Source organism: Pseudomonas sp. E1MeOHC2, assembly GCF_058745025.1.
In genome coordinates this window covers 548,877-575,042 of record NZ_CP196675.1, presented here as the reverse complement: position 1 = coordinate 575,042, position 26,166 = coordinate 548,877, and the positions used below count along the sequence as shown (strand labels likewise).

Below are 26,166 nucleotides of genomic sequence, written 5' to 3'. Positions count from 1 at the left end.
GGTTAACCCGGTCTTACTTCCCCCAAAACGCCCGCGCCGGGTTCATAATCTCCACTTAATCCACCCGTGGTGCAGTATCTGCCTCACCCAACCCGGAGCCCCCACCATGCATGTTTTGCTCTGCGAGGACGATGACCTGATCGCCAGCGGCATCTGCGCCGGCCTCACCGCCCAGGGCCTGACCGTGGACCGGGTAGCCAATGCCGCGGGTGCGCGGGCGATGCTCCAGGCTGCGCAGTTCGATGTGATGATTCTGGACCTCGGCCTGCCCGACGAGGACGGCCTCAAGCTGCTGCGGCGCCTGCGCCAGCAGGGCGAAACCCTGCCCGTGCTGGTGCTCACCGCCCGCGATGCGGTCACCGACCGGGTCGATGGCCTGCAAGCCGGTGCCGACGATTACCTGCTCAAGCCGTTCGACCTGCGCGAGCTGGCCGCGCGCCTGCACACCTTGCTGCGCCGGGTGGCCGGGCGGGCGGTAAATGCCATCGAGCATGGCCCTTTGCGTTATGACCCCAGCAGCTGCGAAGCAACCCTGGCCGGCCGGTCGGTCGACCTTTCCCGGCGTGAGCAGGCACTGCTCCAGGCCTTGCTGCAGAATCCAGGGCGGGTGCTGTCCAGCGAGCAGTTGAAGGATTGCGTGTACGGTTTCAGCGACGAGGTCGAGAGCAACGCCCTTAACGTGCATATCCACCACCTGCGCCGCAAGCTGGGTAACAGCATTGTTGAGACCGTGCGCGGCCTGGGTTACCGGCTTGGCCCTGCGCAGGCACCGGAAGAGGTCGCACCATGAGCCTGCGGGTACGCCTGAGCCTGATCCTGGGCAGCGCCTTCGTGATCATCTGGGTGCTGGCAGCTGCATGGATGCTGCGCGACCTGCGCCAGCAGATGATGTTTTCCCTCGACCAGCGCCTGGTGGCCTCGGCGCGCATGGTGGCCGGGCTGATCGACCAGTTGCCGCAGCCGCTGGCGGCCAAGGGCGAAGATGCGCATTTTTCCGCCGACCAGTTCAGCGTGCCGGATGGCATGGCCTGCCAGGTGAGCTCGTTGCGCGGTGAAATCCTGGCCAGCAACCACAAGCATGATGGCGCCATGGACGATCAGCGCAGCGGCTTCCGTGACCAGACCATCGACGGCGCGCTGTGGCGCACGTTTACCTACAACCACGGCGATGTGCGCATCACCACCGCTGACCGCCACATGGAGCGCGAGGCACTCAACCAGTCGATTCTACTGGCGGCCTCGGCGCCGGTGCTGATGGCGTTGCTCGGCAGCCTCGGCCTGCTGTGGATCGGCCTGGGCAAGGGCCTGGAGCCGCTCAACCGGATGCGCGATGCCTTGCGGCGAAGGCGCGCCGACAGCGTCGAACCCTTGCAAGTGGCGGGCATGCCCAGCGAGCTGCAACCGCTGCTGGAAACCCAGAACCAGTTGTTCCTGCGCATCGCCCAGACCCTTGAGCGCGAGCGGCGCCTGACCGATGACGCTGCCCATGAGCTGCGCAGCCCGCTGACGGCGATCAAGACCCACTTGCAGGTCGCGCGCATGACCGATGGCGCGGTGCGTGAACAGGCGCTGGAGCATGCCGAGCAGGGTACTGACCGCATGCACCGCACGCTTGAGCAACTGCTGATGCTGGCACGTGTCGAGGGCAGCCTGTCGTTCGAGGATGGCGTGCAGTGCAGCGCCGAGCAGGTCGCCCGCCAGGCGGTGCAGGATGCAGGCGGTGGCGACAATCGGCGCATCGTCCTGCGATTGCCCGAGGAGGCCACGCAAATCTACCTGGGCATGCCGGCGCCGCTGGCAGTTGCGGCCTTGCGCAACCTGCTGGACAACGCCCTGCGCCACGGTGGCGAAAGCGCGGTGGAGCTTGAGGTGCAGATGGCTGACGGCCAGGTGGGGTTCATGGTGCGCGACCACGGGCCGGGCATTGCCGAAGACGACTTGCAGCACCTGACCGAGCGCTTCTGGCGCAATGGCCAGAGTGGCGGGTGTGGGCTGGGGCTGGCGATCGTCCAGGCGATTGTCCAGCGCTGTGCCGGCAGCCTACGCTTCGACAGCCGCAGCGATGGGTTGCGGGTGCTGCTGCAGGTGCCAGCGCGCTCGGGGCGTTGATCTTCTTGGCCTGGGCCGGTCTATGGGCCTGCCCAGGCTGCAAAAATCCCACAACAACCGCTAAATCCTCCTACCGCTGAAGCGTTCTCCAAGCGACAACTACCCGCACACATCTGCTTACAGGGGCGTGGCGGGGCACTTTCGCTTGCTTGCGAGGATCTACCCATGTCGACCGCTTCCAGCCTTGCCCAGGTCTTGCCGGCCAGTGCGCCGCAACCCCTGTACGAGTTCACCGATTCGCCGTTGCTGCAACGCCAGCAGCAGCAAGAATCCAACGCCCGCAGCTACCCGCGGCGCATCCCGCTGGCGCTCAAGCGCGCCCGCGGCATTCATGTTGAAGATGTCGAAGGCCGTCAGTTCATCGACTGCCTGGCCGGTGCCGGCACCTTGGCCCTGGGCCATAACCACCCGGTGGTGATCGAGGCGATCCAGCGTGTACTGGCCGACGAGCTGCCGTTGCACACCCTGGACCTGACCACGCCGGTCAAAGACCGCTTTGTGCAGGACCTGTTCGGCGTGCTGCCCGAGGCGCTGCGCCGTGAAGCCAAGGTGCAATTCTGCGGTCCGACCGGGACCGATGCCGTTGAGGCGGCGCTGAAGCTGGTGCGCGGTGCCACTGGGCGCAGCACCGTGCTGGCCTTCCAGGGCGCCTACCATGGCATGAGCCAAGGTGCGCTGAGCCTGATGGGCAGCCACGGGCCGAAGCAGCCGCTGGGGGCCTTGCTGGGTAACGGTGTGCAGTTCATGCCGTACCCGTACGACTACCGTTGCCCGTTCGGCCTGGGTGGCGAAGCCGGGGTCAAGGCCAACCTGCATTACCTGGAGAACCTGCTGCTCGACCCTGAAAGCGGTGTGCCGCTGCCGGCTGCAGTGATTCTTGAAGTGGTGCAGGGCGAGGGCGGGGTAATCCCGGCCGATATCGAGTGGCTCAAGGGCGTGCGGCGGATCACCGAGCAAGCCGGCGTGGCGCTGATCGTCGACGAAATCCAGAGCGGCTTTGCCCGCACCGGGCGGATGTTCGCTTTCGAGCATGCCGGTATCGTGCCGGACGTGGTGACCTTGTCCAAGGCGATTGGCGGCAGCCTGCCGCTGGCGGTGGTGGTGTACCGCGACTGGCTGGACACCTGGAAGCCGGGCGCCCATGCCGGCACCTTCCGTGGCAACCAGATGGCCATGGCCGCAGGTTCCGCAGTGATTAATTACCTGGTCGAACATCGCCTGGCCGAGCATGCCGAGGCCATGGGTCAGCGCCTGCGTCAGCATTTGCTGCACCTGCAGCGCGATTATCCGCAACTGGGTGATATCCGTGGCCGTGGGCTGATGCTTGGGGTGGAGTTGGTCGACCCGCAGGGCCAGCGCGATGCCCTGGGGCACCCGGCGGCCAACCGTGAGTTGGCGCCAAAGGTGCAGCGTGAATGCCTCAAGCGCGGCCTGATTCTGGAACTGGGTGGGCGCCATGGTGCGGTGGTGCGCTTCCTGCCACCGTTGATCATCAGTGGCGAGCAGATCGATGACGTGGCACAGCGTTTTGCCGAGGCGCTGAGAGCAGCTGTCTGATCATTGCCGGGCCGCTCTGCGGCCCAATCTGCGGCGGTCCGACTTTTCCCGCGAATGGGGCCACGCGGTGCTTGGCACCGGCTTCGCCGGTGTTCGCGGGGCAAGCCCGCTCCCACAACAGGGATCGTGCCGTCCTTAAAATTTCGAACCAGACAGTTGCTCCCGCAGAGCTTTTGCCGAATCAGTCAAACGTGCGTCCGGCCCGCCAATACCCCATCAACGTCAGGCAGTCTCGCGGCAAGCCACGCTCCTTGATCAGGTACCGGCGGATATCCATCACCGTCGCCGACTCCCCCGCCACCCAGGCATGAAATGCACTGTTGGAGGTGCTGGCCTGTTCCCACAAGATGCGTGTGTCGATATCTACCTCTTCCAGCCGCAGCCGAGGCGCGGCGTCCCCGTCTGGCAGGCTGGCCAGTTCACGCACGGCATGCTGCATGGCCTGGCCATGCTCGCAGTGCAGCAGCTCGCGGGGCAGCCAGTGCACGTGGGTGGCGGCGCTATGGCGCAACGCCAGGCAGTCGGCCTCCAGGGGCACTTCGATAAAGGCCTGCACGGCGAGCTCGGGCTGTACGTCGGCCAATTGTTCGAGGATGCCGGCAATGGCCGGCAGGGCCGTTTCATCCCCGATCAGCAACACCTCGCGTACCCCCTGCGGTGGCTTCCATTCATAGCCGCCCGGGTCGCCGGCATAGGCCAGGTTGGGGGCGACCATCTGCAGGCCGTCGCCCACCTGGGCGTGGGTGGCCCAGGCCGAAGCCGGCCCGTTGACGCCATGCAGCACGAAATCGACATCGACCTCCAGGGCTTCCCGGCGCAAGTCACGAATGGTGTAGGTACGCATAGGTGGGCGTTGGGCCGGTGGCAGGGCGCTGTGCGCGGCCTTCCAGTGCCGGTCGTTCGGCAGGCTGGGCAGCGAGCCATCGGGGGCAGGGAAGAACAGCTTCACGCGCTGATCGGGGGCCAGGGTGGTCATCTCGGCGACCTCGGGGCCGGTGAAAACCAGGCGCGTCAGCGACGGGCTGAGGCTGATGCGCCGGGCAAGCACCAGGTCGAACACGCGATAGGCGCTGGTGCTCGGCGAGCGGCCCTTGATCAGCCGGCGCAAGCCTTGCTGCAGCGCCTGGGCCAGGCTGGCGGGGTGGGACATGCGGGAGTCCTCTTGCAAGCGGGTTTCTCTAAAAACGAGCCAACCCCACCGCAAATTAGCCCGTAAGGGCGGTTACCAGCCGCGCCCAGAGTTCACCCAGAAGTTCACCGACAACGAAGTGGACACCGACTCTACCTGGTGGAACCAGCCTTCGGGCAAAAACAGCAGGTCACCGGCCTGCAACACCACGCGCAGCAAGGGCACCTCGCGCGCGGCGGGGAAACGCTGGTAGTCCGGGGCATCGGGGTTGAAGTCGCAGCCGTCCAGGCCGCCTTTGGGGCTGGTCGACCAAGTGCCCAGTGCCGCCCGGTGGTGGGGTGCGGCCAGGGTGAACGATTTTTGCCCCCAGACCTGGGCGAACAGGTTGTCGGTGTCATCGCGGTGCAGTGGCGTCAGGGTGCCCTTGGGCCCGATCCAGATGCGTGGCGAGATGAAGCGCTGGCGCTCGAAGTAATCGGGAAAACGGATCAGCGTCAGGAGTTTTTCCGGGACGATGTTGTTGCCCATGTAGGCCGGCGTTTCGCCAGGCTTGGCCGGTGTGTCCAGCGAGGCAATGAAATCGGCCATGGAGGTCGAGCGGAAGTCGCGGTCGGTGGAGAAGGTTTTCTTGACGTAGTCACCGTGCCGGGTAATGCCCTGCAGTTCGGCGAAATGCTCAAGCGACGCTTCGCGGCCCATGGTGAACAGAGGCCAGTCCTGCAGGGCATCGCTGAGCACCACCGGTATGCCGTGGGCCAGGTAGTCGCTTTGAAACCGATGCAGGGGCAGGTCTGCCCGGGCAATACGCAGCACCTCACGCTGCACTGGCAGCGCGGCCGAGACCCGCTCGCTGAGGCGTGCCGGCGTTGGGTAGCGCTGGTTCATCGCTACCTTGGTCGCCGCGGCGCCTTTGCGGGCGTTGTTGATGATCTGCGGCAGCAAGGTAGCCAGGCCCATGTTGCCGGTGATTTTCAGGCGGGCGCTGGCGAACAGCTCCTCGACGTTGGCCGTGCCGCCCATGATGCCGAGAAAATCGCGCTCGGCCACTTCGATGGTGACATCCGGGCTGCTGTGCCGGCCCACACCCGTGCGGCTGGTGTCGCGCACTTCCGACCAAAAGGCCCGGTCCTGGCCGAAGATGAACTGGAATACGCCTTCGATGCCCACGGCATGGGCGTTGGCGAACAGTTTGCTGAGGATGCTCTGAAGGTCCACGGTTAGCCTCTGGCGGGATTTCGTTGTGCAGGGTTAACGAGTGTGTCCGCCATCGATTTAGCCGTGCCTGTGGCTAATTTTTGGTGGGTCTTCTACGTCCCGTAGGGACAGCAGACACATTGTTCAAGCAAGGATCCAACATGGCATTGCACCCTGATCTGGCGGGATTTCTGGAGTTGGTCGAATTTGGCCGGTTGACGGGCAGAAGCCTGCCCATGCACGCGATGGATGTGGCCCAAGCCCGGGCGGAGTTCGAGGGCAGCTCGCAAGTGCTCGACCCAAGCCCGCCCGGCAGCGTGACGGTGAGCGAGCTGCAGATACCGGCGCGCGACGGCGCCAGCCTGCCGGCTCGGCTATACCGCACCGGCGACGTGGGCGATGCCTTGGCGCCGGTGATCTTCTACCTGCACGGTGGTGGTTATGTGGTGGGCAGCCTCGACTCGCATGATTCGGTGTGCCGCCGCCTGGCGGCCATGGGTGAGTTTGCGGTACTGGCGCCGGACTACCGGCTGGCACCGGAGCAGCAGTTCCCGGTAGCACTGCACGATGTGCTGGATGCCGCCAACTGGCTGGCCGAGCAGGCTGAGGCGCTGGGCCTGGATAACCGCCGGGTGGTGGTGGCTGGGGACAGCGTCGGTGCCAGCCTGGCTGCGGTATTGGCCATCACTGCCGTCGAACAGCCCGAGGCGTTGGCGTTCAAGCCGCTGGCGCAGTTGCTGTTCTACCCGGTGACCGATATCTCCTGCCAGCGCGATTCCCACCGCGAACATGCCGAAGGGTACCTGCTGGAGACGCCTACGCTGGAGTGGTTCTACCAGCACTATGCACCGCAGCCGGAGCAGCGGCTGGACTGGCGTGTATCGCCCTTGCTGTCGACGGTGCGCGAGCCGTTGGCGCCGGCTTATCTGTTCGTGGCCGAGTACGACCCGTTGCATGACGAAGGGCTTGCCTACCGTGACTGGCTGGTGGCCGGTGGGACCGAGGTGACGTTTGCGCGTGTCGAGGGGCTGACCCATGACTTCTTGCGCATGTCCGGGATCGTGGGGCAGGTGGGGGAGATATATCAGGATGTGGGGGACTGGCTAAAGAAGGTTGGGGGGTGAGCTGACTTTGGGTTCGCTGGGGCCGCTTTGCGGCCCCAGCATTCTTCAAGTTCAACTCACCCGCCGCCCCAGCACATCGACCAACCGGTCAATTTCGGCCTCGGTGTTCAACAGCCCAGGCGCGGTACGCACCACCGGCCCAACATCACGCGACACGGCATCGACGACAATCCGCTGGCTGTTGAGATACCCGGCCACTTCATCCGCATCCTGGCCCTTGACCCTGAAGAAGGTAAAGCCAGCCGAATACTGGGCACTACGCGGCGTCACCAGCTCGACAGCTTCAAGCGCCTCAAGGCGCTGCTTGAGGTAGTCGTTGAGCCCATGAATACGCGCCTGGATATTCGCCTTGCCCTGCTGCAGGTGCAGTTCGAATGCCTTGCCCAGCGCCCAGCGGTGCTCGAAGGCATGGTAGCCACCTGGGGTCATGACGGTGGCGAAGTCTTCATTCTCGGAAAACGTGGCGATGGTCGGGTTCAGGTGCTTGAGCTCGGTGGACGCCGCGCAGATGATCCCGGTGCCGCGTGGCCCGAACATCCACTTGTGGGTGCCGGCGATGAAGTAGTCGCAGTTCAGGTCGGCAAAGCGCATGTCCTCGACGCCGAAACCATGTACGCCGTCGATCACGTAGATGATGTGGTCGTTCTCATCGCGCTGGCGGTTGACCTCGCGCACCAGTGCGCCGATCTCGCCCACCGGCAACTTCACGCCGCTGCCGGAATGGACCCAGGTCATGCCCAGCACCCGCGTCTTGGCGCTGATGGCGGCGGCCAGGGTGCCGAGTACCTGGTCGGTGCTGACCTGTGAGGGTTCTTCGAACAGGCGCAATCGGCGCACCGGCGTCCCCTCGCGTGCTGTGCGGAAACTCAGGGTATGGCGCGCCGCCGAATGCTCGTGCACGGTGGTAAGTATTTCCTGCCCCGGCGCAAGTTTCAGGCCGCCATAAATCAGGCCCAGGCCTTCCGTGGTGCTGCCGGTCAGGGCGATCTGTCGAGGGTTCACGTCAAGGTAGCGGCCGGCCCACTCGCGCACTGCGGCTTCGTGCTTCCACTCCGATTGGCTGTCCCAGTCGACCATGCGTGCCGGGTGGCGGTCGAAACGCGCGCGCAGGGCCTCGATGGCCTCGCGCACCGGTTTTGGGTGTGACGTGATCAGGAAGTTGGCGAAGTGTGCATAGGCCGGGTCCAGGTCGAACAGGCCGCGAAAGGCGGCCCAGGCATCGCCGCCTGTGGGGGGCGAGGGTGCGGCCTGTGCGGCCGGTAACAGCTGGCTGGCCAGGGGCAGGGCAGCGGCCAGAAGGCCAGCCTGCTTGAGGAAGGTACGGCGATCGTTCATGAAGGCGCTCGCAGGGTTATCGGGACGAGGTGCTGGCGGGCTGCGCGGCGTTCTGCACCTGCTCCCACACCCGCAGGAAGTTGCCGCCCCAGAGCTTGGCGATATCGGCCTCGGAATAGCCACGGGTGATCAGTTCGGCGGTCACGTTGCGCGCCTCGCTGGCGTCGTGCCAACCGTCGATGCCGCCACCTTCATTGAAGTCCGAACTCAGCCCCACATGGTCGATGCCGACCTTGCGCACCGTATAGTCGATGGCGTCGCCGAAATCCTTGAGCGTGGCCGGCGGCTCTTCGTCGAGGATCCCGTACAGCGCGTTGGCATACTGGCCTACCTTCTGCTCGGGCCAGCCTGCGATGACCGGGTCACCGGGCATCAGCGCGTAGTTGAGGTTGGCCAACGGCGGCAGGTCGTAGCGGGCGCGCAGGGCGTTGAGTTTGTCCTGGGTTTGCGGGCTCAGTGGCTTGAGGTAGGTGGAGAAGGCCACCAACTGAATCACGCCGCCGCTGTCCTTGATCAGTTGCATTTCCTTGTCGGAAAGGTTGCGGGCGATGTCGACCATGGCCCGTGGCGCGGAGTGCGAAGCCACCACGGGGGCGCGGCTAAGGCTGACCGCCTGGGTCAGTGCCTTGCTCGACATCTGCGACACATCAATGATCACGCCCAGGTCATTGAGCCGCTGTACGGCGCGTTTGCCGACCGGCGAAAGGCCATCCAGGGCATCGACGGTGTCATTGAAGAACGGCAGTGGGCGCGAAGAGTCCGCCCAGCTGTTGTTGCCCACGTAACTGAAACCGAACATCCGCACGCCACGTGCGGCCCAGCGGTCCAGCTGATCGATATCGTCGCCCAGGGCATAGGCATTGAGCATGCTGAGGAACACCGCGAACTTGCCTTCGCCCTGCAGGCGCCGCATGTCTTGTGGGGTGTAGGCGATACCGACCTGCTCGGGGAAGTCGCGGACCATGGCATCGATGGCGTTGTAGCGCACTTCCTGGGTGTGGCGTGCGGCTTCGACGAAGCCTGCGGTCGGCCGGTGCGGGCCATCGTCGCCGGTCCAGGATTCGGGCCAGGCGAAGATCGTCAGTGCGGCGCCGGACAGCCGCCCACGGGCGGCCTTGGCCAGGTCGAAACGGCCATTGCCATCCTGGTCGGCTTCGCTGCCTTCTGTGCCGAAGGTCAGCGGCAGGGTGACATGGCTGTCGAACGAGATGATGCGTTCCTGCAGGTCGTTGGCCTGGCGCACCACCTCTCTGGAGTAGCCGGCCGGCGTAGTGAAGTAGTGCCAGACGGCCAGCCCGGCACCTGCGGTTACGGCCGCGGCCAGGCTGATAAACAGGGCTTTTTTCCAGCGTGGAGTCGTCATCTTGGTCTCAGTAGGTTCACCGTCGAGGGATGGGCACAGAGGCCGCCGCTACCTGGAGTGAACGAGCGCGCATTGGCGAAATTTAGCCAGCCGTGGCGGCTTGCTTGCGCCAGCAGCGGTAAATTTCGCGCTGTGTGCAACGTTCTAGCCTTGAACGGGCCGTGCTCCATGGCCGCAATGAATGCACAGGTAGTTGCAATGACGATTTCTCGACGCGGGTTCATCGCCGGTGTGGCATTGACGGGCGTGGTGGTGCCCGGTGCGTTGTATGTACAGCGCCAGCGGGCCGCCGAGGAGTTCCCGGAAACCTCCGGCGAGGCTGTCGTCGAACTGGCCGATACGCACGTGCAGCAGTTGGGCGACACCTTGCGCGGTATCTGGCGCTGGACCCTGCACGGCAAGGACGCGGGCCTTGCAGGGTTGCCTGCAGGTGAGCTGGAGTTGTTCCTGGATGTTGCACCCAGTGGGCGAGCGTTACGCGGCTACCTGGATACCCCCGAGCGCCTGCGCAGCGATGAGCCGCCGCGCTACCGTGTGGTGGGCGACCTGCTGGCGGACAAGCCGGGCACCTTGCGCTGGCGCTTGTTCTCGACCCGGCTGGGTGAAACGCAGGCCCGCTACGAATGCCATATCGTCATCGACGAGGTCTGGGGCCGCTTCGGCAATGCTGGGCCGGCGACCCTCAATGGGCGCATTGCGCAACTGGACCGAGCGTTGTCGTTGCCGGTGCAAGACAATCACTTTCTGGCGCTCAAGCACACTTTCCCCGAGGCGCGCGAGCGCACGCCGTTGAGCCCGCAACTGCTGGCCTGGCTGATCACCCCGGAGCACCGGCTGTTTCACCAGCTGTGGCATGCCTCGCGTGACAAATGGCACAAGCTGGACAAGGACAAGCAGGGCGCCCTGCGCGGCCTGGGCTGGCAGCCGGGGCCGCGTGATCGGGAGCGTGATGCGCGTGGTCGGCACAAGGACCGCAACGGTTCGGGCGAGGACTTCTTTTTCATGCACCGGCACATGCTTGGCAGCGCCCGGGCATTGCAGGACCTGCCTTCATGGACGCGGTTTCCGCAGCCACAGCCGGAGCTTGAGCGCGACCGTGCGGGTTTCGCCCGCTATTTCGACAACCATGACGGCAATGCCTTGCCGCCCACCTGGCTGGCGAGCGGCGACGAGGAATACACCCAGTGGGTGCGCGACATCAAGAACCCGGATACCTACCATGGCAACTTCCAGGTCTGGGAGTCGCGTTACAGCGACCCGGACTACCTGAGCACGCTGACCCTGGGCCAGTTCGGTTCGGAGGTGGAACTGGGCCTGCATGACTGGCTGCACATGCGCTGGGCCTCGGTGCCGCGTGACCCGGTCAACGGCATGCCGGTGCCGACGGCGCGCACGCCCGATGATTTCGCCTTGCGCTGGTTTGCCGCCCAGAATGACTTTCTTGGCGACCCGTTTTCATCCCATGTGAACCCGGTGTTCTGGCAGTTCCATGGCTGGATCGATGACCGCATCGAGGACTGGTTTCGGGCCCATGAGCGGGTTCACCCCGGCGAGGTGCGGCGCCTTGAAATCAATGGCGTGCCCTGGTTTGCGCCAGGGCGCTGGGTCAAGGTGGCGGACCCTTGGCTGGGGCCTGACACGCATGGTTGCTCGACGGTGCCGGGCTTGCGGCCTGGGCGCAGCGTCGAGATGGACCCAGAGACGATGAAGCTGGCCTTGCGCATCATCTACAGCGATGAAGAGCTGTTTGGCAAGTTGCGGCCGAAGGTGCCGCAGCGGCCATGGTATGCGCGTAATCTCAAGGTGGCGCAGCGGTCGCGTAGTTAACGAAGTTGGTAAGCGCGTTGCCTAGTCGCACGCACAAAGATCGCAAGCGAGTTGCAGCCCCCTGTGGGAGCGGGCTTGCCCGCGAAGAAGGCGAAGCGGTGTATGGCACCGGCTTTGCCGGTGTTCGCGGGCAAGCCCGCTCCCACAGGGGGGCGCAACTTGCTGGCGGCCTGTGTTCACTGCTCAACCTTCCACCCACCCCCCAACGCTTTGTACAGCGCCACACTCCCTTGCAGCCGTGCCAGGCGCAGTTGCGCCTGCTGGTCCTGGGCCAGGTACAGGGTGCGCTGGGTCTCCAGGACGCTGAGCAGGGTCTCGGCGCCTGCACCATAGCGCTGCTGGGCCAGGTCGAAGGCCAGGCGCGCCTGTTGCACCTCCTCGTCCTGCCATTGGCGCTGGCGGTCCACGCCGTGAATGGCGTTGAGCGCTTTCTCGACATCGGCGAAACCGGCCAGGATGCTGCCCCGGTAAGTTTCCAGCAACTCGGTTTGCTCGGCTTCTGCCAGGTCGCGCGACGCCCGCAACCGGCCGTTGTTGAAGATCGGCGCGACCAGCCCGGCGCTGAGGGTGTAAAAAGAGCTGTCGAGCACATGGGCAAAGGTATTGGCGCCACTGCCCAGGTTGGCCCCCAGGGTCAGCTTTGGCAGCATCGCGGCCCTGGCCACTTGCACGTTGGCGCTGGCCGCAGCCAGTCGCGCTTCGGCAGCGGCGATGTCCGGGCGACGGGCCAGCAGTTCGCTAGGGACGCCGCTGCCAATCGACGGCCACTGCAACGCATCGAACGCTTCACGGCTGGGTGGCAGGGCCTGGACCGGGTCGCCAAGCAGGGTGGCCAGGGTCACCCGGCTGTCCTGCCACTTCTGTTCGAGCAACGGCACCTGCCGCTCCTGGGCGGCCACTAGGCTGCGTTGCTGGGCCAGTTCCAGGCGAGTGGCCGAGCCGGTGCGCTGGCGGGCTTCGACCAGGCCCAGCACATCCCGTGCATTGCGCAGGTTGAGCTTGGCGATGTGTACCTGTTCTGCAAGGGCCAGGCCTTGCAGGTAGCTGTCGGCCACGGCGCTGACCAAGGTCAGTTCGACCGTCTGCCGATCGAAGCGGCTGGCGTCGAGGCTGCTCAACGCGCTGGCTCGGGCTGCACGCAGGCCGCCCCAGAAATCGATCTCGTAGGCGGCGCTGAGCTTCAGGTCGAACGAGGTGCTGGTGCGCTCGCTGCTGCTGACGTCCAGCTGGTCGTTGCCTTGGCCATGCAACAGGCGCTGGCGACTGCCATCCAGGCCCAGGTTCAGTTCGGGGAGCAACGGCGCGCCTGCAATGACCGCCTGGGCCTGGGCTTGGCGCACCCGTGCCGTGGCGGCCGCCAGGTCATAGGCGTTGAGCCGGGCGCGCTCGACCAGGCGGTCCAGTTCGTTGCTGGCGAAGGCACGCCACCACTGGGTTGAAGGCAGCGGGGTCGATGACGGTTCGACCTCGCCTTGCCAGGCGTGCGGTGCGCCAATCCCGCTTTCGGGCGTGGGCGGCGTGCTGCAAGCGGCAAGGCTCAGGCACAAGGTCAACAGGCTGATACGGCTGGGCAAGGTCATGGATTATTCGCTGGTAAGGGCTTTGACCGGGTCGAGTCGGGCGGCTTTGCGGGCCGGCATGAAGCCGAACACGATGCCGGTAACGACAGCGCAGGCGAACGCGCCGAATATGGCAGGCAGGGCGAAGGCCACGGCAACTTCGGCCAGCATCAGGGCGCCGCCGATGGCCAGGGCCAGGACGATGCCGGCCACGCCGCCGACCATCGACAGCATCACGGCCTCGCTGAGAAACTGCCGCAGGATGTCGCGCTGGCGTGCGCCGGTGGCCATGCGGATGCCAATTTCACGGGTGCGCTCGCGCACGGTCATGAGCATGATGTTCATCACCCCGATGCCGCCCACCAACAACGAAATCGCAGCGATCGCGCCCAGCATCAGCGACAGGCTGTTCTGCGTGCGGGCTTCGGCCTGGATCAGTGCGGCGTCGTTGGTCAGCTCGAAATCCTGGCGGCCCTGGTGGCGCTGGCGCAACAAGTGATCGATGGCCACTTCGGCTTCGTTGACCCGGGTCGAGTCGTGGGCGGCGACGGCGATGTAGTCTGGGTCGCGCTGGCCGAACAGGCGGATAGCCGCGGCGGAGTAGGGCACCGCGATGCGTCCGTCGCTGTCCTGGTCGCCGGAACTGGCGCCTTTGCCCGCGAGAATGCCAACGACCTGGAAGGGTACATTGCCGATCAGGATGTATTGCCCCAGCGGGTCGCGCCCGGGGTCGAGCATCTTCTCTCGCACCTTCTGGCCGATCACCGCCACGGGTGCGGCACTGGCTTCGTCGGCCTCGCTGTAGAAGGCGCCCTCGACCGCCGGCCAGTTGAAGATCTCCGGGAACCAGATGTTGTTGCCGCCGACATAGAACTGTTGGCTGTTGTTGCCGTGGCGCACCATCAGCTTGTCGCCGATTACTGGCATGACGTGCTTGACCTGGGGCAGTTCACCGATGGCCGCGACGTCGTCGAGGGTGATGGTGCCGGCCTGTTCACCCAGGGTTGCCGGTTTGCCATTGAGGTAGAGGACGTTCGAGCCAAACGCCGCCATTTGCGCCATGACCTGGCGCTTGCTGCCTTCGCCGACGGCGAGCATGACCACCACCGAGGCTACCCCGATGACGATGCCGAGCAAGGTCAGGGCGGTGCGAAAGCGGTTGACCCACATCACCCGCCAGGCGGCCTGCAGGGCCTCGAACAGTTCACCTTTCCAGGCCCCGCGCAGGGTTGCGCCACGGTCCAGGCGCTGGCGCAGGTCGTCGGCCTGTAGCCCTTGGTTTGTGTGGGGCGGAGGCTGCTCGGCGGCCGAATCGCTGATGATCAGGCCATCGCGGATTTCAATGACCCGCTGCGCCCGCGCCGCCACTTCGCGGTCGTGGGTGATCAGGATGATCACATGGCCTTGGCTGGCCAGTTCGTCGAGCAGCGCCATGACTTCGGTGCCGCTGTGGCTGTCGAGCGCGCCGGTAGGTTCGTCGGCGAGGATGATGTGGCCACCGTTCATCAACGCCCGCGCAATCGATACGCGCTGTTGCTGGCCGCCGGACAGCTGATGCGGGCGGTTGCCCGTGCGGCTCGCCAGGCCCAGGCGGGTGAGCAGGGCGGTAGCGCGCGCGTGGCGCTCGCTGGCGTCGATGCCGGCATAAATGGCCGGCATCTCGACGTTCTCCTGGGCCGAGCCCGAGGGGATCAGGTGGTAGCCCTGGAATACGAAGCCAAAGGCTTCGCGGCGTAACCAGGCCAGCTCGTCGCTGCCCAGTTCGGCGACGTCCTTGCCTGCAAAACGGTAGTGCCCGGCGGTGGGCCGGTCGAGGCAGCCGAGGATGTTCATCAGCGTCGATTTGCCTGAACCGGACGCGCCGACAATGGCGACGAACTCGCCGGGGTGGATGCTCAGGCTGATGCCCTGGAGGATGTCGACCTTGGGGGTATCGACGCCGCCGTAGGATTTACGGATGTCGATCAGTTCGATCAGGGGCGTAGTCATTCAACCTCCGCTGACGCTGGGGGCGCCGATCACCAGGCGCTCGCCTTCGCTGAGGCCGTCAAGTACCTGCACCCGCAGCCGGTCGCTCAGGCCGGTCTGGACTTGGCGCTGTTCCACTTCGCCTTTGCTGTTGAGTACCCGGGCGAGGCGCAAGCCATCGCTGTCGTCCAGCGCGGCAAGTGGCACGGTCAGCACCTGGCTGGCCTGGCCTGCGACAAAGAACACCTGTGTGGTCATCTCGGCCATCAGGGCGCCATCCGGGTTGTCGACATCCAGCAGCACGGTGTACTGCACCACTTGGCTGCCGGTGGTGCCATTGGTGGCGCTGGTCGGGCTTCCGCCCCCTTGGCTGCTCTGGTCCAGCGGCTTGGGCGGGATCGGCAAAATCTGCCGGACCGTGCTGGTCCAGCGGCGCTTGCCGCCGGCCAAGGTGGTGAAGTAGGCGGTCATGCCGGGTTTGACCTTGCCGATGTCAGCTTCCGACACCTGGGCCCAGACGGTCATGGGCGAGAGCCTGGCGATGCGCAGGATCAAGGGGGTCTGCTGTTGGGCGTTAAGGGTCTGGCCTTCTCGGGCATCGACCGCCACCACGGTGCCGTCCATGGGCGCATAGATGCGCGTGTAGCCCAGTTCTGCCTCGTCGCTGCGCAGGTTGGCCTGGGCCTGACGGATCTGCGCCTGGAACATGTCGATACGGGCCTGGGTCACCTTGAGCTGGGCATCGGCCGTCTGCACGTCTTCGTCACGGGTCGCGCCGGCGGCGGCCAGGTCGCGCTGGCGCTTGAGCTGCTGTTGGGCCAATTGAAACTGTGCGCGCTGCTCGGCCAACTGGGCCTTGAGGTTGTCAATCGAATAGCGCCCGGCATCGAGCCTGGCTTGCTGGGTGGACGGGTCGATCTCGACCAGCAACTGGCCCTTGCGCACCTGGTCGCCGGTTTCAACGTGCAGCTTGTGGATCTGTCCGGAGGCTTGGGCGCCCACGTCGACGTAACGCCGCGGTTGCAGCGTGCCCAGGGCGGTGACGCTGCTTTCGATATCGGCTCGGGTGACGGCGACCGTGCTGATCGGCTGCGCGCCGAAGGGCAAGGTCTTCCAGGCCAGCAAACTGCCCAGGCTCAGGGCAAGGCCACCGAGCAGTATCCGACGGCGGTTGTGGGGTAAACGTCGCATGCAGACTTCCAGCCAGGAGTGAAGGCCACGCGCCGAAAAGCGGCGCGTACTGAGGTCCCAGATAGACGAAGGCTAGCGAGACGGATTTAGCGTACAGGGTAGGAGGATGTCGTGTTGCTGAGAATAATTATAATTTGTAAGATCGCACGTTGACATCACTTCGGTCCTGCGCAGCTTTGCGAAAGGCTTCCAGACAAAAGCTGCAGGGCCCTCTCAGGTAACGTCGTGGAACATTACTATCGCGAACTGGTGGGCTTTCTTTCCGCGCGCCTGGGCAGTCGTCAGGCAGCCGAAGACGTTGCGCACGATGCTTATCTGCGGGTGCTGGAGCGTACCGATGCGCAGCGGATCGAGCATCCGCGTGCTTTCCTCTACCGCACCGCGCTTAATCTGGTGGTCGATCGTCACCGGCGCCATCAGGTGCGCCAGGCCGAGCCATTGGAAGTGCTGGACAGCGACGAGCGCTGGCATAGCCCTGCGCCCAGCCTCGACATCCAGCTTGACCAGCGTCTGGCGCTGATGCAGCGCGCCCTGGATGAACTGGGCAAGGTCTGTCGAGATTGCTTCCTGCTGCGCAAGCTCGATGGCCTGTCGCATCAGCAGATCGCCGAGCGCCTGGGGGTGTCCCGCAGCGTGGTGGAAAAACACATCGTCAATGCCATGAAGCACTGCCGTGTGCGCATGCGCGAGTGGGAATCTTGAACGCCCGACTAAAAGACAGATGAAAATTCCGTCAGCCCGCGACTTGATTTATGCGGCTTTCCCGACAACTATCAAGAGAGACCCCAGCCAGGCATAGCTTTGGCGATTGCCGTTACTGGCGCAGTATGGTCAGGGAGTGTCCCTTATTACCTAACTGCCCAGGTCCGATAATGGCAAACAAGACCCTGCGCATCCTCATCGCCGACGAGCATCCGTGCCAGCGCTTGCAGCTGGAAAAACTGCTCAATGGCCTGGGCTATTACCGGATTGCGCCCGTGGACAGCTTCGAGGAACTGCAGCGCCTGGTGCACTGTGCCTTGCAGCCCTTTCATCTGCTGCTGGGCAACATCGAACTGGCCAGCCACGTCGGCGTCGACCTGGCACGCTTCTGCCGGGTCAGTACGCAGATCCAGCATGCCCTGCTTTATCACTCCCAGCAGTTGAAAGTGCCCGCGGTGCCGCAGACCGAGCGCCAGGCCGTCAGCGTGAGCCTGCCGCAGGCACCGGATAACGAGGCGCTTGAGTCGTTCATGGCGATCATCGACGCGCCGCTGCTGGTGAGCAAACTGCCCCTGCCTGTGGCGGCACCGGCCAGCTCGCCGCGCCCGCGCCCAAGGGCGAACTTCGCCCACACGGTCTTCAGCCGCTAGCGCCGATACAGGCAGGGCAAGGCAGGGATTTGCTATCCTCTTGCCCTTTGCCGATCTGCGGACCCTGCCATGACTGCCATCGATACCGTTCGCCCGCCCCGTTTCAGCCGTGGCGACCACCGGACCCTGGGGCTGGCGGCACTGGGTGGCGCGCTGGAAATCTACGATTTCATCATCTTCGTGTTCTTCGCCCTGACCCTGAGCAAGTTGTTCTTCCCGCCAGAGATGCCCGAATGGCTGCGTCTGCTGCAAAGCTTCGGGATCTTCGTCACGGGCTACCTGGCGCGGCCGCTGGGCGGCATCCTGATGGCGCATTTTGCCGATCATCTGGGGCGCAAACGGGTATTCAGCCTGAGCATCCTGATGATGGCCCTGCCGTGCCTGCTGATCGGCGTGATGCCGACGTATGCCGACATCGGCTATGCCGCGCCACTGATCCTGCTGGCGCTGCGCATTCTGCAGGGGGCAGCGGTAGGGGGCGAAGTGCCGAGCGCCTGGACGTTCGTTGCCGAGCACGCGCCACCGGGTCGGCGTGGCTATGCCCTGGGCTTCCTGCAGGCCGGGCTAACCTTCGGCTACCTGCTGGGCGCGCTGACGGCCACGCTGCTGGCGCAGGTGTTCACACCCGAGGAAATTCTCGACCATGCCTGGCGTTACCCTTTCCTGCTCGGTGGGGTGTTTGGTGTGATTGGTGTGTGGCTGCGCCGTTGGCTTAGCGAGACGCCGGTGTTTCTGGCCCTGCGCGAGCGCCGGGAGCCGCCGGTGGCGTTTCCGCTGCGGCGTGTGCTGGGCGAACATCGCCGGGCGCTGATCCCGGCTGCGCTGTTGACCTGTGTGTTGACGTCGGCCGTGGTGGTACTGGTGGTGATTACCCCGACGGTGATGCAGCAGCGCTTTGGCATGACGGCCGGGCACACCTTCGCCTTGAGCAGTGCAGGCATCGTTTTCTTGAATATCGGCTGCGTGCTGGCTGGCCTGCTGGTTGATCGCTTGGGCGCCTGGCGTGCGCTGATGATCTATAGCCTACTGCTGCCGCTGGGCATCGGCGTGTTGTATGCAAGCCTGGTGGGGCAGTGGGGCGCAACCTGGCTGGCTTATGCAGTGGCAGGGTTGTGCTGTGGCGTGGTGGGCGTGGTGCCGTCGGTGATGGTCGGGCTGTTCCCTGCGCAGATCCGGGTGTCGGGCATTTCCTTCACCTACAACGTCGCCTATGCCCTGTGGGCCAGCACCACGCCGCTGGCGCTGATCGCCTTGATGCCCTGGAGCCCGTGGGTGTGTGTCGGCTTTTGTCTGATCATGGGCGCGGTAGGTTTGCTCACCGCCCTGTACTTCGGGCGTCGCGAGCCCTTGGCGTTTGCGGTGGAGCCGATGCCGATCATGTGTGGTGACAAATGAGCCAGTAGCGGCTGGCAGGTGGTGAGGCAGACTTCCGGGTGGGGGCTATTGGAATAACCTATTAGCCAAATTTAACCTGGAAGGTTAATTTCTCATGGAAAAGAGAACGCCTCATTGCCCACTGGAGCGGGTGCGATTGCTGTTGAACCAGGGCAAGGTCAATACAACACAATCGGCGACGCTGGGAGCGCTGGCGTTGGGTTTAGGTCCCTTTGACATCGTCGACATCGTTCGTGGTCTGTCCGTCAAGGATTTCTATAAAAGCATGACGACTTACCATGATCACCGCCTTTGGCAAGATGTCTATCGCCCCCAAACTACTGTTGGCAGGGTCTATCTCAAGTTGATGGTGATTGATGATCTGCTGATCGTGTCATTCAAGGAGCTTTGATATGAAATGCCCGATGTGTGGAGGGGCGGAACTGGTCGCACAGGCGCATGACATGCCATACCGGTATAAAGGTGAGTCAACTGTAATTCCCGATGTTTTCGGCGATTATTGCGGTGTATGCGGCGAGAGTGTGCTGAGTATGGATGAAGCTCAGCGCATCAGTGACCTGATGTCGGCGTTCAATCGCCAGGTCAACGCTGCGGCGGTCGACCCTGGTTTCATCGTCTCAGTGCGCAAGAAATTCGATCTCGACCAGCGCGAGGCAGGGGAGATCTTCGGGGGTGGCGTCAATGCGTTCTCCCGCTACGAAAACGGTAAAACCAGACCACCCGTGGCGTTGGTCAAGCTGTTCAAACTGCTGGACCGCCACCCTGAACTGTTCGAGGAAGTGCGTACCGCCTGATGCAGGTAGGCAACAAATAGCCCCCGGCTCTCACGAGGCGGGGGCTTTTTGTTGCCGCAAGGGCAGGGGGCCTTACATGTTCGGATAGTTCGGCCCGCCGGCGCCTTCAGGGGTGACCCAGGTGATATTCTGGGCGGGGTCCTTGATGTCGCAGGTCTTGCAGTGCACGCAGTTCTGCGCGTTGATCTGGAAGCGTTTGCTGCCGTCTTCGTTGCTGACTACTTCATACACACCTGCTGGGCAGTAACGCTGGGCCGGCTCGTCGTACAGCGGCAGGTTGCTGGCGATCGGGATGTTCGGGTCGGTCAGTTTCAGGTGGCAGGGTTGTTCCTCTTCATGGTTGGTGCTGGAGAGGAATACCGAGCTGAGCTTGTCGAAGCTGAGCTTGCCGTCCGGTTTCGGGTAGTCGATCTTTTTCGACTCCGTCGCGAGCTTGAGGCAGGCGTAGTCCGGCTTGGTATCGTGCAGGGTGAACGGCAGCTTGCCGCCGAACCAGTTTTGGTCGACATAGTTGAATGCCGCACCGAGCAATGGGCCGAACTTGTGCATGGCCGGGCCAAAGTTACGGCTGGCGAACAATTCTTCGTGAAGCCAGCTGGCCTTGAACGCGGTGACGTAGCCATTGAGCTGGTCGCCGCCCTCGCTACCGGCGATCAAGGCGTCTGCTACGGCTTCAGCGGCAAGCATGCCGGATTTCATCGCCGTGTGGCTGCCTTTGATCTTGGCCACGTTCATGGTGCCCAAATCGCACCCGATCAGCGCACCGCCGTTGAAGACCATCTTCGGCAGTGAGTTGATACCGCCTTTGGCCAAGGCGCGGGCGCCGTAGCTGATGCGCTTGCCGCCTTCAAGGTATTGGCTGATCACGGGGTGGTGCTTCAGGCGCTGGAACTCATCGAACGGCGACAGGTAGGCATTGCTGTAGGAAAGATCGACGATCAGACCCACCACCACCTGGTTATTTTCCAGGTGGTACAGGAACGAACCACCGGTGTTCTCGGTACTCACCACGTCCAGCGGCCAACCGGCGGTGTGCACCACCAGGCCCTGCTGGTGCTTGCTTGGGTCGATTTCCCAGATTTCCTTGAGGCCGATGCCGTAGTGCTGGACATCGGACTCGCTGTCGAGGTTGAAGCGCTTGATCAACTGCTTGCCGATATGGCCACGGCAACCCTCGGCGAACAGGGTGTACTTGGCGCGCAGTTCCATGCCTGGGGTGTACAGGCCCTCTTTCGGGTTGCCTTCGCGGTCGACACCCAGGTCGCCGGTGACGATGCCGCGAACCACGCCGTTCTCGTCGAACAACGCTTCCTGGGCAGCGAAGCCTGGGTAGATTTCCACGCCCAGGTTCTCGGCCTGCTGGGCCAGCCAGCGGCACAGGTTGCCCAGGGAGATGATGTAGTTGCCCTGGTTGTGCATGGTCTTGGGCACGAACAGGTCAGGGACTTTGACCGAGCTGCCAGCATCCTTGAGCACATAGATATCGTCGCGCTTGACCTCGGTGTTCAGCGGCGCGCCCAGTTCCTTCCAGTCAGGGAACAGTTCGTTCAGGGCGCGCGGCTCGAACACCGCGCCGGAGAGGATGTGTGCACCGACTTCAGAGCCTTTTTCGACCACGCAGACGCTGATCTCGCTACCGGCTTCGGCGGCCTTCTGCTTCAGGCGGCAGGCGGCGGACAGCCCCGCCGGGCCGGCGCCGACGATGACCACGTCGAATTCCATGTATTCGCGTTCCACTGGTTCTCTCCTACTCATCAAGGCTCGTGCTGTTGCTTTGTCTTATGGGTGTGGGGTGATCATGCGCACCACGCTTCACGGGAGCGGAGCTGTAGCAGCGCAGAGGATGGACTACACCGTTTTGTCTTGGCCGCGCATTATATCTACACCACTTGGCGGGTCCAATACAAACGTTTGTTTGAATTTGCCGCAGGCCAGTAAAATCACAGGAGTGCGGCTGGAGGGTGACCGATTTGCCGTATTGACCGGATTGGGTGTTGCGGTCAAGATACGAGCGGTTTTACGTTCGCCGTAGGCTTGCCGCCGGGCGCAGGTACACCTCTAAAGACCAGGTGTGGGGTAGGGCTTTCGGGCCAATTCACGGTTTGTAGTGGAGTTTACACGCCACCACAGAAAATGACCCGCGGGTATTTACCGCAAGCGTCTCGAAAAGACTGCTCGGTCACCATGAAGTTTGCGCCTCCCGGTACGTTTTTAGAGGTGCCCTTGTACCCACGCGCATCGCCGGGCATGTCCCCAGGCGACTTTCTATTCACCGGAGAGTAACGAGGAATCCATGAAGGTTCTTGTAGCTGTCAAACGAGTGGTCGACTACAACGTCAAGGTTCGCGTCAAAGCGGACAACTCCGGCGTCGACCTTGCAAACGTCAAGATGTCCATGAACCCCTTCTGCGAAATCGCCGTTGAGGAAGCCGTACGCCTGAAAGAGAAGGGCGTTGCGACCGAGATCGTCGTGGTTTCCGTCGGCCCGACCACTGCCCAGGAGCAGCTGCGTACCGCCCTGGCCCTGGGTGCCGACCGCGCCATCCTGGTAGAAGCCGCTGATGAACTGAACTCCCTGGCCGTGGCCAAGGCGCTCAAGGCCGTTGTCGACAAAGAGCAGCCACAGCTGGTCATCCTCGGCAAGCAAGCGATCGACAGCGACAACAACCAGACCGGCCAGATGCTGGCCGCGCTGACCGGCTACGCCCAAGGTACCTTCGCCTCCAAGGTGGAAGTCGCTGGCGACAAGCTGAACGTCACCCGTGAAATCGATGGCGGCCTGCAGACCGTATCGCTGAGCCTGCCTGCTATCGTCACCACCGACCTGCGCCTGAACGAGCCGCGCTACGCGTCGCTGCCGAACATCATGAAGGCCAAGAAAAAGCCGCTGGAGACCGTAACGCCAGACGCGCTGGGCGTATCGCTCGCTTCCACCAACAAGACCCTGAAAGTCGAAGCGCCGGCTGCACGCAGCGCGGGTATCAAGGTCAAGTCGGTGGCCGAACTGGTCGAGAAGCTGAAGAACGAAGCGAAGGTAATCTAAATGACTATCCTGGTTGTCGCTGAATACGAGAACGGTGCTGTAGCCCCGTCCACCCTGAACACTGTCGCCGCAGCCGCCAAGATCGGTGGTGATGTGCATGTGCTGGTCGCTGGCCAGAACGTCGGCGGTGTTGCCGAATCCGCTGCCAAGATCGCCGGTGTTGCCAAGGTACTGGTTGCTGACAACGCAGCCTACGCCCATCTGCTGCCGGAAAACGCCGCGCCGCTGATCGTCGAGCTGGCCAAGGGCTACAGCCACGTGCTGGCCCCGGCCACCACCAACGGCAAGAACATCCTGCCGCGCGTCGCCGCTCTGCTGGACGTCGACCAGATTTCCGAGATCATCTCGGTCGAATCGTCTGACACCTTCAAGCGCCCGATCTACGCCGGTAACGCCATTGCCACCGTGCAATCGAGCGCTGCGGTCAAGGTCATCACCGTGCGTACCACCGGTTTCGACGCAGTCGCTGCCGAAGGTGGTTCCGCCTCGGTTGAAGCCGTTGCTGCCGCCCATGACGCTGGCAAGTCGTCCTTCGTTGGCGAAGAGCTGGCCAAGTCCGATCGCCCAGAGCTGACCGCTGCCAAAATCGTCGTTTCCGGCGGCCGCGGCATGGGCAACGGTGACAACTTCAAGCACCTGTACAGCCTGGCCGACAAGCTCGGCGCTGCCGTGGGTGCCTCGCGCGCCGCAGTCGACGCAGGCTTCGTGCCCAACGACATGCAGGTCGGCCAGACCGGCAAGATCGTCGCGCCGCAGCTGTACATCGCCGTCGGTATCTCGGGCGCGATCCAGCACCTGGCCGGCATGAAAGACTCCAAAGTGATCGTTGCGATCAACAAGGACGAAGAAGCGCCGATCTTCCAGGTTGCCGACTACGGCCTGGTTGCCGACCTGTTCGAAGCGGTTCCGGAGCTGGAAAAGCTGGTCTGATCCGCCTGCTTCACTTATAAAGAAGCCCGGCCCTCGTACTGAGGGCCGGGTTTTTTTATGGATTTCAGGGTGTCACGGCTAGGAGTGAGCATGAGGTTTTGCAAAGCGGGCGGAGTACTGGCATGCATGGCGGCGTTGCTGTCGCCGGTCGCGATGGCGGCAGGCAAGTGCGAGCGTCTGATCGCGACCGGCAGCCCCGATGCACCGCCCTATTCCTGGCAGGATCCAAAGGACCCCAAACACCTGATCGGGGCCAATGTCGATCTGTTGCAACAGGTGGCCAGCGAATTGGGTGTCAAGGTTGAGGTGCTGAGTGCCGGGCGCCGCGATCAGGCCCTGGAGGAGGTGCGCAGCGGCCGCATGGACCTGCTGCTCGATACCCCTCTGCAGGTTGGGCAACTGACCGCGCTGGACTATATCCACCCACCCTTGCAGTTGAACGAATACCTGGTCTGGACCCGTCACGACGCCGAGCTGGCGTTCGACGGCCCGGCGGACCTGGCCAAGTATCAGGGCGGGGTGTCCGAGCGCGCACGCCTGACCCCTGCCTTTGAAGCCTTTGCCAAAGCCCACCTGAAGTTGCAGCCGGCGCAAAACCTGACCCAGGCATTCCAGAAGCTGGTGTTAGGGCAGGTGGATTATGTGCTCGCCGGGCGCTACTCGGGCATGGCCATGACCCAGAGCCTGGGTATGGGCAACAACCTGATTGCCCGCGGTCTGCCGGTCGATCGCCCTGGGCTGTACCTGGCCGTGTCGCACAACTCGGCGTGCAATGACAGCTGGCTGCGTGGGCAACTGGCGAAAAAACTGACAGAATTGCCGATCTCCGGTGCGTCCGAGGCTGTGCTGCAACGTAATGTCGAGCGCTGGAAGGCGCAGATGCAGGTGCCGCTGGACGCCCCCAAACACTAGGAAGATTGCGTGAGAATCCAACCACTAATCCTTGCTCTGGCCATGCTCGGCCTGGCGGGTTGCGCCAACGACCCGGCGCCGAACGAGCAACTGCGCATTTCCGAGCAGGCGCTGGAGCAGGCCAAGGCGGTCGGCGCCACCGAGCAGGTCGAAGCGCTGAAGCTGGCCGAAGACAAGCTCGCCCGGGCCAAGACCAACATGCTCACCGAAGATTATCGCGATGCGCGCATGCGTGCCGAGCAGGCCGAGCTGGATGCACGCCTGGCCGAGGCCCAGGTGTTGAACCAGAAGAGTGAAGAGCAGCTGCAACTGCTGCAGTCGCGGGTCAAGCGCCTGCGCAAACAGCTGGAGGTTCAGCCATGATGCGCTCCACACCAATGGCCGCGCTGGTGTTGCTGGCGTTGACGGCGGGGCTGCAGGGCTGCGCCAGCCAACGCAGCGAGGCGGCACTGGATGAAGCCAGCGCCACCTTCCAAAAGGTCAAGGACGACTCCGACGTGCTGCGCAGCGCGCCGCGCGACGTGATCCGCGCGGGCGAGTCGCTGGCACGGGCCGAGCGCCTGTCCAGTTACATCGGCACCGGCACCGATGTGCGTCATTACGCCTACCTGAGCCAGCGCTACAGCGAAATTGCCAGCGAGCACGCCAAGCTCGCGCTTAACCAGGAGCGCCAGGCCAAGCTCGACCTTGAACGTCAACGCCTGCAATTGGCGCTGCGTGAGGCCAAGCTGGCCAGCGTGCAGCAGCAAGGCAAGTGGGTCGAATCGCAGATCGCCGCGTTGGCCTCGGAGCAGACCGACCGTGGTCTGGTGATGACCCTGGGCGATGTGCTGTTCGACACCGGGCGTGCTGACCTCAAGAACTCGGCCAGCCGTACCGTGCTCAAGCTGGTGCAGTTCCTTCAGCTCAATCCGCGCCGGATCGTACGTATCGAGGGTTACACCGACAGCACCGGTGCCTCGGAAGACAACCTCAAGCTCTCGCGTGATCGGGCGCAGGCAGTGGCCGATATGCTGGTCGACCTGGGTATCGACGAAAAGCGTCTGCAGGTTGAAGGTTACGGTGACCAGTACCCGATCGAGGCCAATGCCTCGGAGCGGGGCAGGGCGCAGAATCGTCGGGTAGAAATCGTCTTCTCTGACGACAAGGGCAAGCTCGCGCCGGCGCGCTGATCTCGCTGGCGGTTGGTTCTCCTTGCAGGTGATTGAACCTGCTCATTGTGGGAGCGGGCGTGCCCCGCGAATGGGGCACGCCCGCTCCCACAGGTTAACCCACTCTCCAGTCACCTCTGTTGCCTGCCAGTTATCGGTGAGTGGGCCGGCTCGCTGGTCTGGATGCTGTCCTGGCATTGTATTGTTGGCTATTCTGCAATCTGTCCCAGTAC

General features: G+C 63.9%; 23 protein-coding genes. 15 read left to right on the top strand and 8 right to left on the bottom strand.

Annotation, left to right across the window (positions count from 1 at the left end; all coding sequences use genetic code 11):
- The first annotated feature begins 106 nt into the window (after window positions 1-106).
- The 3 genes from ACSSU5_RS02505 (at window position 107) to ACSSU5_RS02495 (ending at window position 3,666) form a co-directional block, all read left to right on the top strand.
- On the top strand, window positions 107-790 hold the full coding sequence (locus tag ACSSU5_RS02505; RefSeq protein ID WP_492560524.1) for a response regulator: 684 nt from the start codon (window positions 107-109) through the stop codon (window positions 788-790).
- Window positions 787-2,109 (top strand): ATP-binding protein, encoded by a 1,323-nt coding sequence (locus tag ACSSU5_RS02500; RefSeq protein WP_264312296.1) that lies wholly within the window; start codon window positions 787-789, stop codon window positions 2,107-2,109. The genes ACSSU5_RS02505 and ACSSU5_RS02500 overlap by 4 nt, the downstream gene beginning before the upstream one ends.
- Window positions 2,110-2,274: 165 nt before the next feature.
- Window positions 2,275-3,666, top strand: a complete 1,392-nt coding sequence (locus tag ACSSU5_RS02495) for an aspartate aminotransferase family protein (protein WP_264312297.1) — start codon at window positions 2,275-2,277, stop codon at window positions 3,664-3,666.
- A 181-nt stretch (window positions 3,667-3,847) separates the two neighbouring features.
- Here the strand turns inward: ACSSU5_RS02495 and ACSSU5_RS02490 are convergent, their stop codons facing one another.
- Window positions 3,848-4,816 carry a siderophore-interacting protein gene (locus tag ACSSU5_RS02490; protein ID WP_492560523.1) on the bottom strand — a complete coding sequence of 323 codons (969 nt, stop codon included), beginning with the start codon at window positions 4,814-4,816 and terminating at the stop codon, window positions 3,848-3,850.
- A 72-nt stretch (window positions 4,817-4,888) separates the two neighbouring features.
- Complete coding sequence (locus tag ACSSU5_RS02485; RefSeq protein WP_492560522.1) at window positions 4,889-6,010, bottom strand: cupin-like domain-containing protein; 1,122 nt, start codon at window positions 6,008-6,010, stop codon at window positions 4,889-4,891.
- 140 nt (window positions 6,011-6,150) lie between these two features.
- Between ACSSU5_RS02485 and ACSSU5_RS02480 the strand changes: the two genes are divergently transcribed.
- Entirely contained in the window at window positions 6,151-7,113 is a 963-nt protein-coding gene (locus tag ACSSU5_RS02480) for an alpha/beta hydrolase (protein ID WP_492560521.1), read from the top strand.
- Between the two features lie 51 nt (window positions 7,114-7,164).
- Here ACSSU5_RS02480 and pvdN read toward each other — a convergent pair whose 3' ends face one another.
- Window positions 7,165-8,448 (bottom strand): pyoverdine-tailoring periplasmic protein PvdN, encoded by a 1,284-nt coding sequence (gene pvdN, locus ACSSU5_RS02475; RefSeq protein ID WP_492560520.1) that lies wholly within the window; start codon window positions 8,446-8,448, stop codon window positions 7,165-7,167.
- A 16-nt stretch (window positions 8,449-8,464) separates the two neighbouring features.
- Window positions 8,465-9,811, bottom strand: coding sequence for a dipeptidase (locus ACSSU5_RS02470; RefSeq protein ID WP_264312302.1), 1,347 nt, complete (start codon window positions 9,809-9,811; stop codon window positions 8,465-8,467).
- A 198-nt stretch (window positions 9,812-10,009) separates the two neighbouring features.
- On the opposite strand from ACSSU5_RS02470, the gene pvdP reads away from it, so the two are divergent.
- Window positions 10,010-11,638 (top strand): pyoverdine maturation tyrosinase PvdP, encoded by a 1,629-nt coding sequence (pvdP, locus tag ACSSU5_RS02465; protein ID WP_492560519.1) that lies wholly within the window; start codon window positions 10,010-10,012, stop codon window positions 11,636-11,638.
- Window positions 11,639-11,814: 176 nt separating this feature from the next.
- On the opposite strand, the gene ACSSU5_RS02460 is transcribed toward pvdP, so the two are convergent.
- From ACSSU5_RS02460 to ACSSU5_RS02450, 3 genes are read right to left on the bottom strand one after another with little or no spacing between them, the layout of a single operon-like run.
- Window positions 11,815-13,218: an efflux transporter outer membrane subunit gene (locus ACSSU5_RS02460; RefSeq protein ID WP_492560518.1), complete on the bottom strand. Its 1,404-nt coding sequence runs from the start codon at window positions 13,216-13,218 to the stop codon at window positions 11,815-11,817.
- 3 nt (window positions 13,219-13,221) lie between these two features.
- Complete coding sequence (locus tag ACSSU5_RS02455; RefSeq protein ID WP_492560517.1) at window positions 13,222-15,186, bottom strand: MacB family efflux pump subunit; 1,965 nt, start codon at window positions 15,184-15,186, stop codon at window positions 13,222-13,224.
- A complete protein-coding gene (locus ACSSU5_RS02450) occupies window positions 15,187-16,356 on the bottom strand; it encodes an efflux RND transporter periplasmic adaptor subunit (RefSeq protein WP_264312306.1) in 1,170 nt (389 codons plus the stop codon).
- Between the two features lie 225 nt (window positions 16,357-16,581).
- Here ACSSU5_RS02450 and ACSSU5_RS02445 point away from each other — a divergent pair, with 225 nt between their 5' ends.
- From ACSSU5_RS02445 to ACSSU5_RS02425, 5 genes are all read left to right on the top strand, one after another.
- A complete protein-coding gene (locus ACSSU5_RS02445; protein ID WP_264312307.1) occupies window positions 16,582-17,058 on the top strand; it encodes a sigma-70 family RNA polymerase sigma factor in 477 nt (158 codons plus the stop codon).
- 170 nt (window positions 17,059-17,228) lie between these two features.
- Entirely contained in the window at window positions 17,229-17,708 is a 480-nt protein-coding gene (locus tag ACSSU5_RS02440) for a histidine kinase (RefSeq protein WP_264312308.1), read from the top strand.
- A 69-nt stretch (window positions 17,709-17,777) separates the two neighbouring features.
- Window positions 17,778-19,103: an MFS transporter gene (locus ACSSU5_RS02435; protein WP_492560516.1), complete on the top strand. Its 1,326-nt coding sequence runs from the start codon at window positions 17,778-17,780 to the stop codon at window positions 19,101-19,103.
- A gap of 94 nt (window positions 19,104-19,197) precedes the next feature.
- The gene (locus ACSSU5_RS02430) at window positions 19,198-19,494 is read left to right on the top strand and encodes a type II toxin-antitoxin system MqsR family toxin (RefSeq protein WP_492560515.1); all 297 of its coding nucleotides are present in this window, start codon (window positions 19,198-19,200) and stop codon (window positions 19,492-19,494) included.
- Window position 19,495: 1 nt separating this feature from the next.
- Window positions 19,496-19,897, top strand: coding sequence for a type II toxin-antitoxin system MqsA family antitoxin (locus tag ACSSU5_RS02425; protein ID WP_492560514.1), 402 nt, complete (start codon window positions 19,496-19,498; stop codon window positions 19,895-19,897).
- Between the two features lie 72 nt (window positions 19,898-19,969).
- Here the strand turns inward: ACSSU5_RS02425 and ACSSU5_RS02420 are convergent, their stop codons facing one another.
- Window positions 19,970-21,652 carry an electron transfer flavoprotein-ubiquinone oxidoreductase gene (locus ACSSU5_RS02420; protein WP_492560513.1) on the bottom strand — a complete coding sequence of 561 codons (1,683 nt, stop codon included), beginning with the start codon at window positions 21,650-21,652 and terminating at the stop codon, window positions 19,970-19,972.
- Window positions 21,653-22,190: 538 nt separating this feature from the next.
- Here ACSSU5_RS02420 and ACSSU5_RS02415 point away from each other — a divergent pair.
- From ACSSU5_RS02415 to ACSSU5_RS02395, 5 genes are all read left to right on the top strand, one after another.
- Window positions 22,191-22,940, top strand: a complete 750-nt coding sequence (locus ACSSU5_RS02415) for an electron transfer flavoprotein subunit beta/FixA family protein (RefSeq protein ID WP_027592887.1) — start codon at window positions 22,191-22,193, stop codon at window positions 22,938-22,940.
- Window positions 22,941-23,870: an electron transfer flavoprotein subunit alpha/FixB family protein gene (locus ACSSU5_RS02410; protein WP_264312313.1), complete on the top strand. Its 930-nt coding sequence runs from the start codon at window positions 22,941-22,943 to the stop codon at window positions 23,868-23,870.
- A gap of 90 nt (window positions 23,871-23,960) precedes the next feature.
- Window positions 23,961-24,782 (top strand): substrate-binding periplasmic protein, encoded by an 822-nt coding sequence (locus tag ACSSU5_RS02405; protein ID WP_264312314.1) that lies wholly within the window; start codon window positions 23,961-23,963, stop codon window positions 24,780-24,782.
- Between the two features lie 9 nt (window positions 24,783-24,791).
- Entirely contained in the window at window positions 24,792-25,145 is a 354-nt protein-coding gene (locus ACSSU5_RS02400; RefSeq protein ID WP_264312315.1) for a DUF4398 domain-containing protein, read from the top strand.
- Complete coding sequence (locus ACSSU5_RS02395) at window positions 25,142-25,954, top strand: OmpA family protein (protein WP_264312316.1); 813 nt, start codon at window positions 25,142-25,144, stop codon at window positions 25,952-25,954. Before ACSSU5_RS02400 ends, ACSSU5_RS02395 begins: the two co-directional genes overlap by 4 nt.
- The last annotated feature ends 212 nt before the right edge of the window (window positions 25,955-26,166 follow it).

What these genes read in the sequence shown, in the direction of transcription:
- ACSSU5_RS02505 (WP_492560524.1), top strand. Translation starts at nt 107, where the DNA reads ATGCATGTTTTGCTCTGCGAGGACGATGACCTGATCGCCAGCGGCATC.
- ACSSU5_RS02500 (WP_264312296.1), top strand. Translation starts at nt 787, where the DNA reads ATGAGCCTGCGGGTACGCCTGAGCCTGATCCTGGGCAGCGCCTTCGTG.
- ACSSU5_RS02495 (WP_264312297.1), top strand. Translation starts at nt 2,275, where the DNA reads ATGTCGACCGCTTCCAGCCTTGCCCAGGTCTTGCCGGCCAGTGCGCCG.
- ACSSU5_RS02490 (WP_492560523.1), bottom strand. Translation starts at nt 4,816, where the DNA reads ATGTCCCACCCCGCCAGCCTGGCCCAGGCGCTGCAGCAAGGCTTGCGC.
- ACSSU5_RS02480 (WP_492560521.1), top strand. Translation starts at nt 6,151, where the DNA reads ATGGCATTGCACCCTGATCTGGCGGGATTTCTGGAGTTGGTCGAATTT.
- pvdN (WP_492560520.1), bottom strand. Translation starts at nt 8,448, where the DNA reads ATGAACGATCGCCGTACCTTCCTCAAGCAGGCTGGCCTTCTGGCCGCT.
- ACSSU5_RS02470 (WP_264312302.1), bottom strand. Translation starts at nt 9,811, where the DNA reads ATGACGACTCCACGCTGGAAAAAAGCCCTGTTTATCAGCCTGGCCGCG.
- pvdP (WP_492560519.1), top strand. Translation starts at nt 10,010, where the DNA reads ATGACGATTTCTCGACGCGGGTTCATCGCCGGTGTGGCATTGACGGGC.
- ACSSU5_RS02460 (WP_492560518.1), bottom strand. Translation starts at nt 13,218, where the DNA reads ATGACCTTGCCCAGCCGTATCAGCCTGTTGACCTTGTGCCTGAGCCTT.
- ACSSU5_RS02455 (WP_492560517.1), bottom strand. Translation starts at nt 15,186, where the DNA reads ATGACTACGCCCCTGATCGAACTGATCGACATCCGTAAATCCTACGGC.
- ACSSU5_RS02450 (WP_264312306.1), bottom strand. Translation starts at nt 16,356, where the DNA reads ATGCGACGTTTACCCCACAACCGCCGTCGGATACTGCTCGGTGGCCTT.
- ACSSU5_RS02440 (WP_264312308.1), top strand. Translation starts at nt 17,229, where the DNA reads ATGGCAAACAAGACCCTGCGCATCCTCATCGCCGACGAGCATCCGTGC.
- ACSSU5_RS02435 (WP_492560516.1), top strand. Translation starts at nt 17,778, where the DNA reads ATGACTGCCATCGATACCGTTCGCCCGCCCCGTTTCAGCCGTGGCGAC.
- ACSSU5_RS02430 (WP_492560515.1), top strand. Translation starts at nt 19,198, where the DNA reads ATGGAAAAGAGAACGCCTCATTGCCCACTGGAGCGGGTGCGATTGCTG.
- ACSSU5_RS02425 (WP_492560514.1), top strand. Translation starts at nt 19,496, where the DNA reads ATGAAATGCCCGATGTGTGGAGGGGCGGAACTGGTCGCACAGGCGCAT.
- ACSSU5_RS02420 (WP_492560513.1), bottom strand. Translation starts at nt 21,652, where the DNA reads ATGAGTAGGAGAGAACCAGTGGAACGCGAATACATGGAATTCGACGTG.
- ACSSU5_RS02415 (WP_027592887.1), top strand. Translation starts at nt 22,191, where the DNA reads ATGAAGGTTCTTGTAGCTGTCAAACGAGTGGTCGACTACAACGTCAAG.
- ACSSU5_RS02410 (WP_264312313.1), top strand. Translation starts at nt 22,941, where the DNA reads ATGACTATCCTGGTTGTCGCTGAATACGAGAACGGTGCTGTAGCCCCG.
- ACSSU5_RS02405 (WP_264312314.1), top strand. Translation starts at nt 23,961, where the DNA reads ATGAGGTTTTGCAAAGCGGGCGGAGTACTGGCATGCATGGCGGCGTTG.
- ACSSU5_RS02395 (WP_264312316.1), top strand. Translation starts at nt 25,142, where the DNA reads ATGATGCGCTCCACACCAATGGCCGCGCTGGTGTTGCTGGCGTTGACG.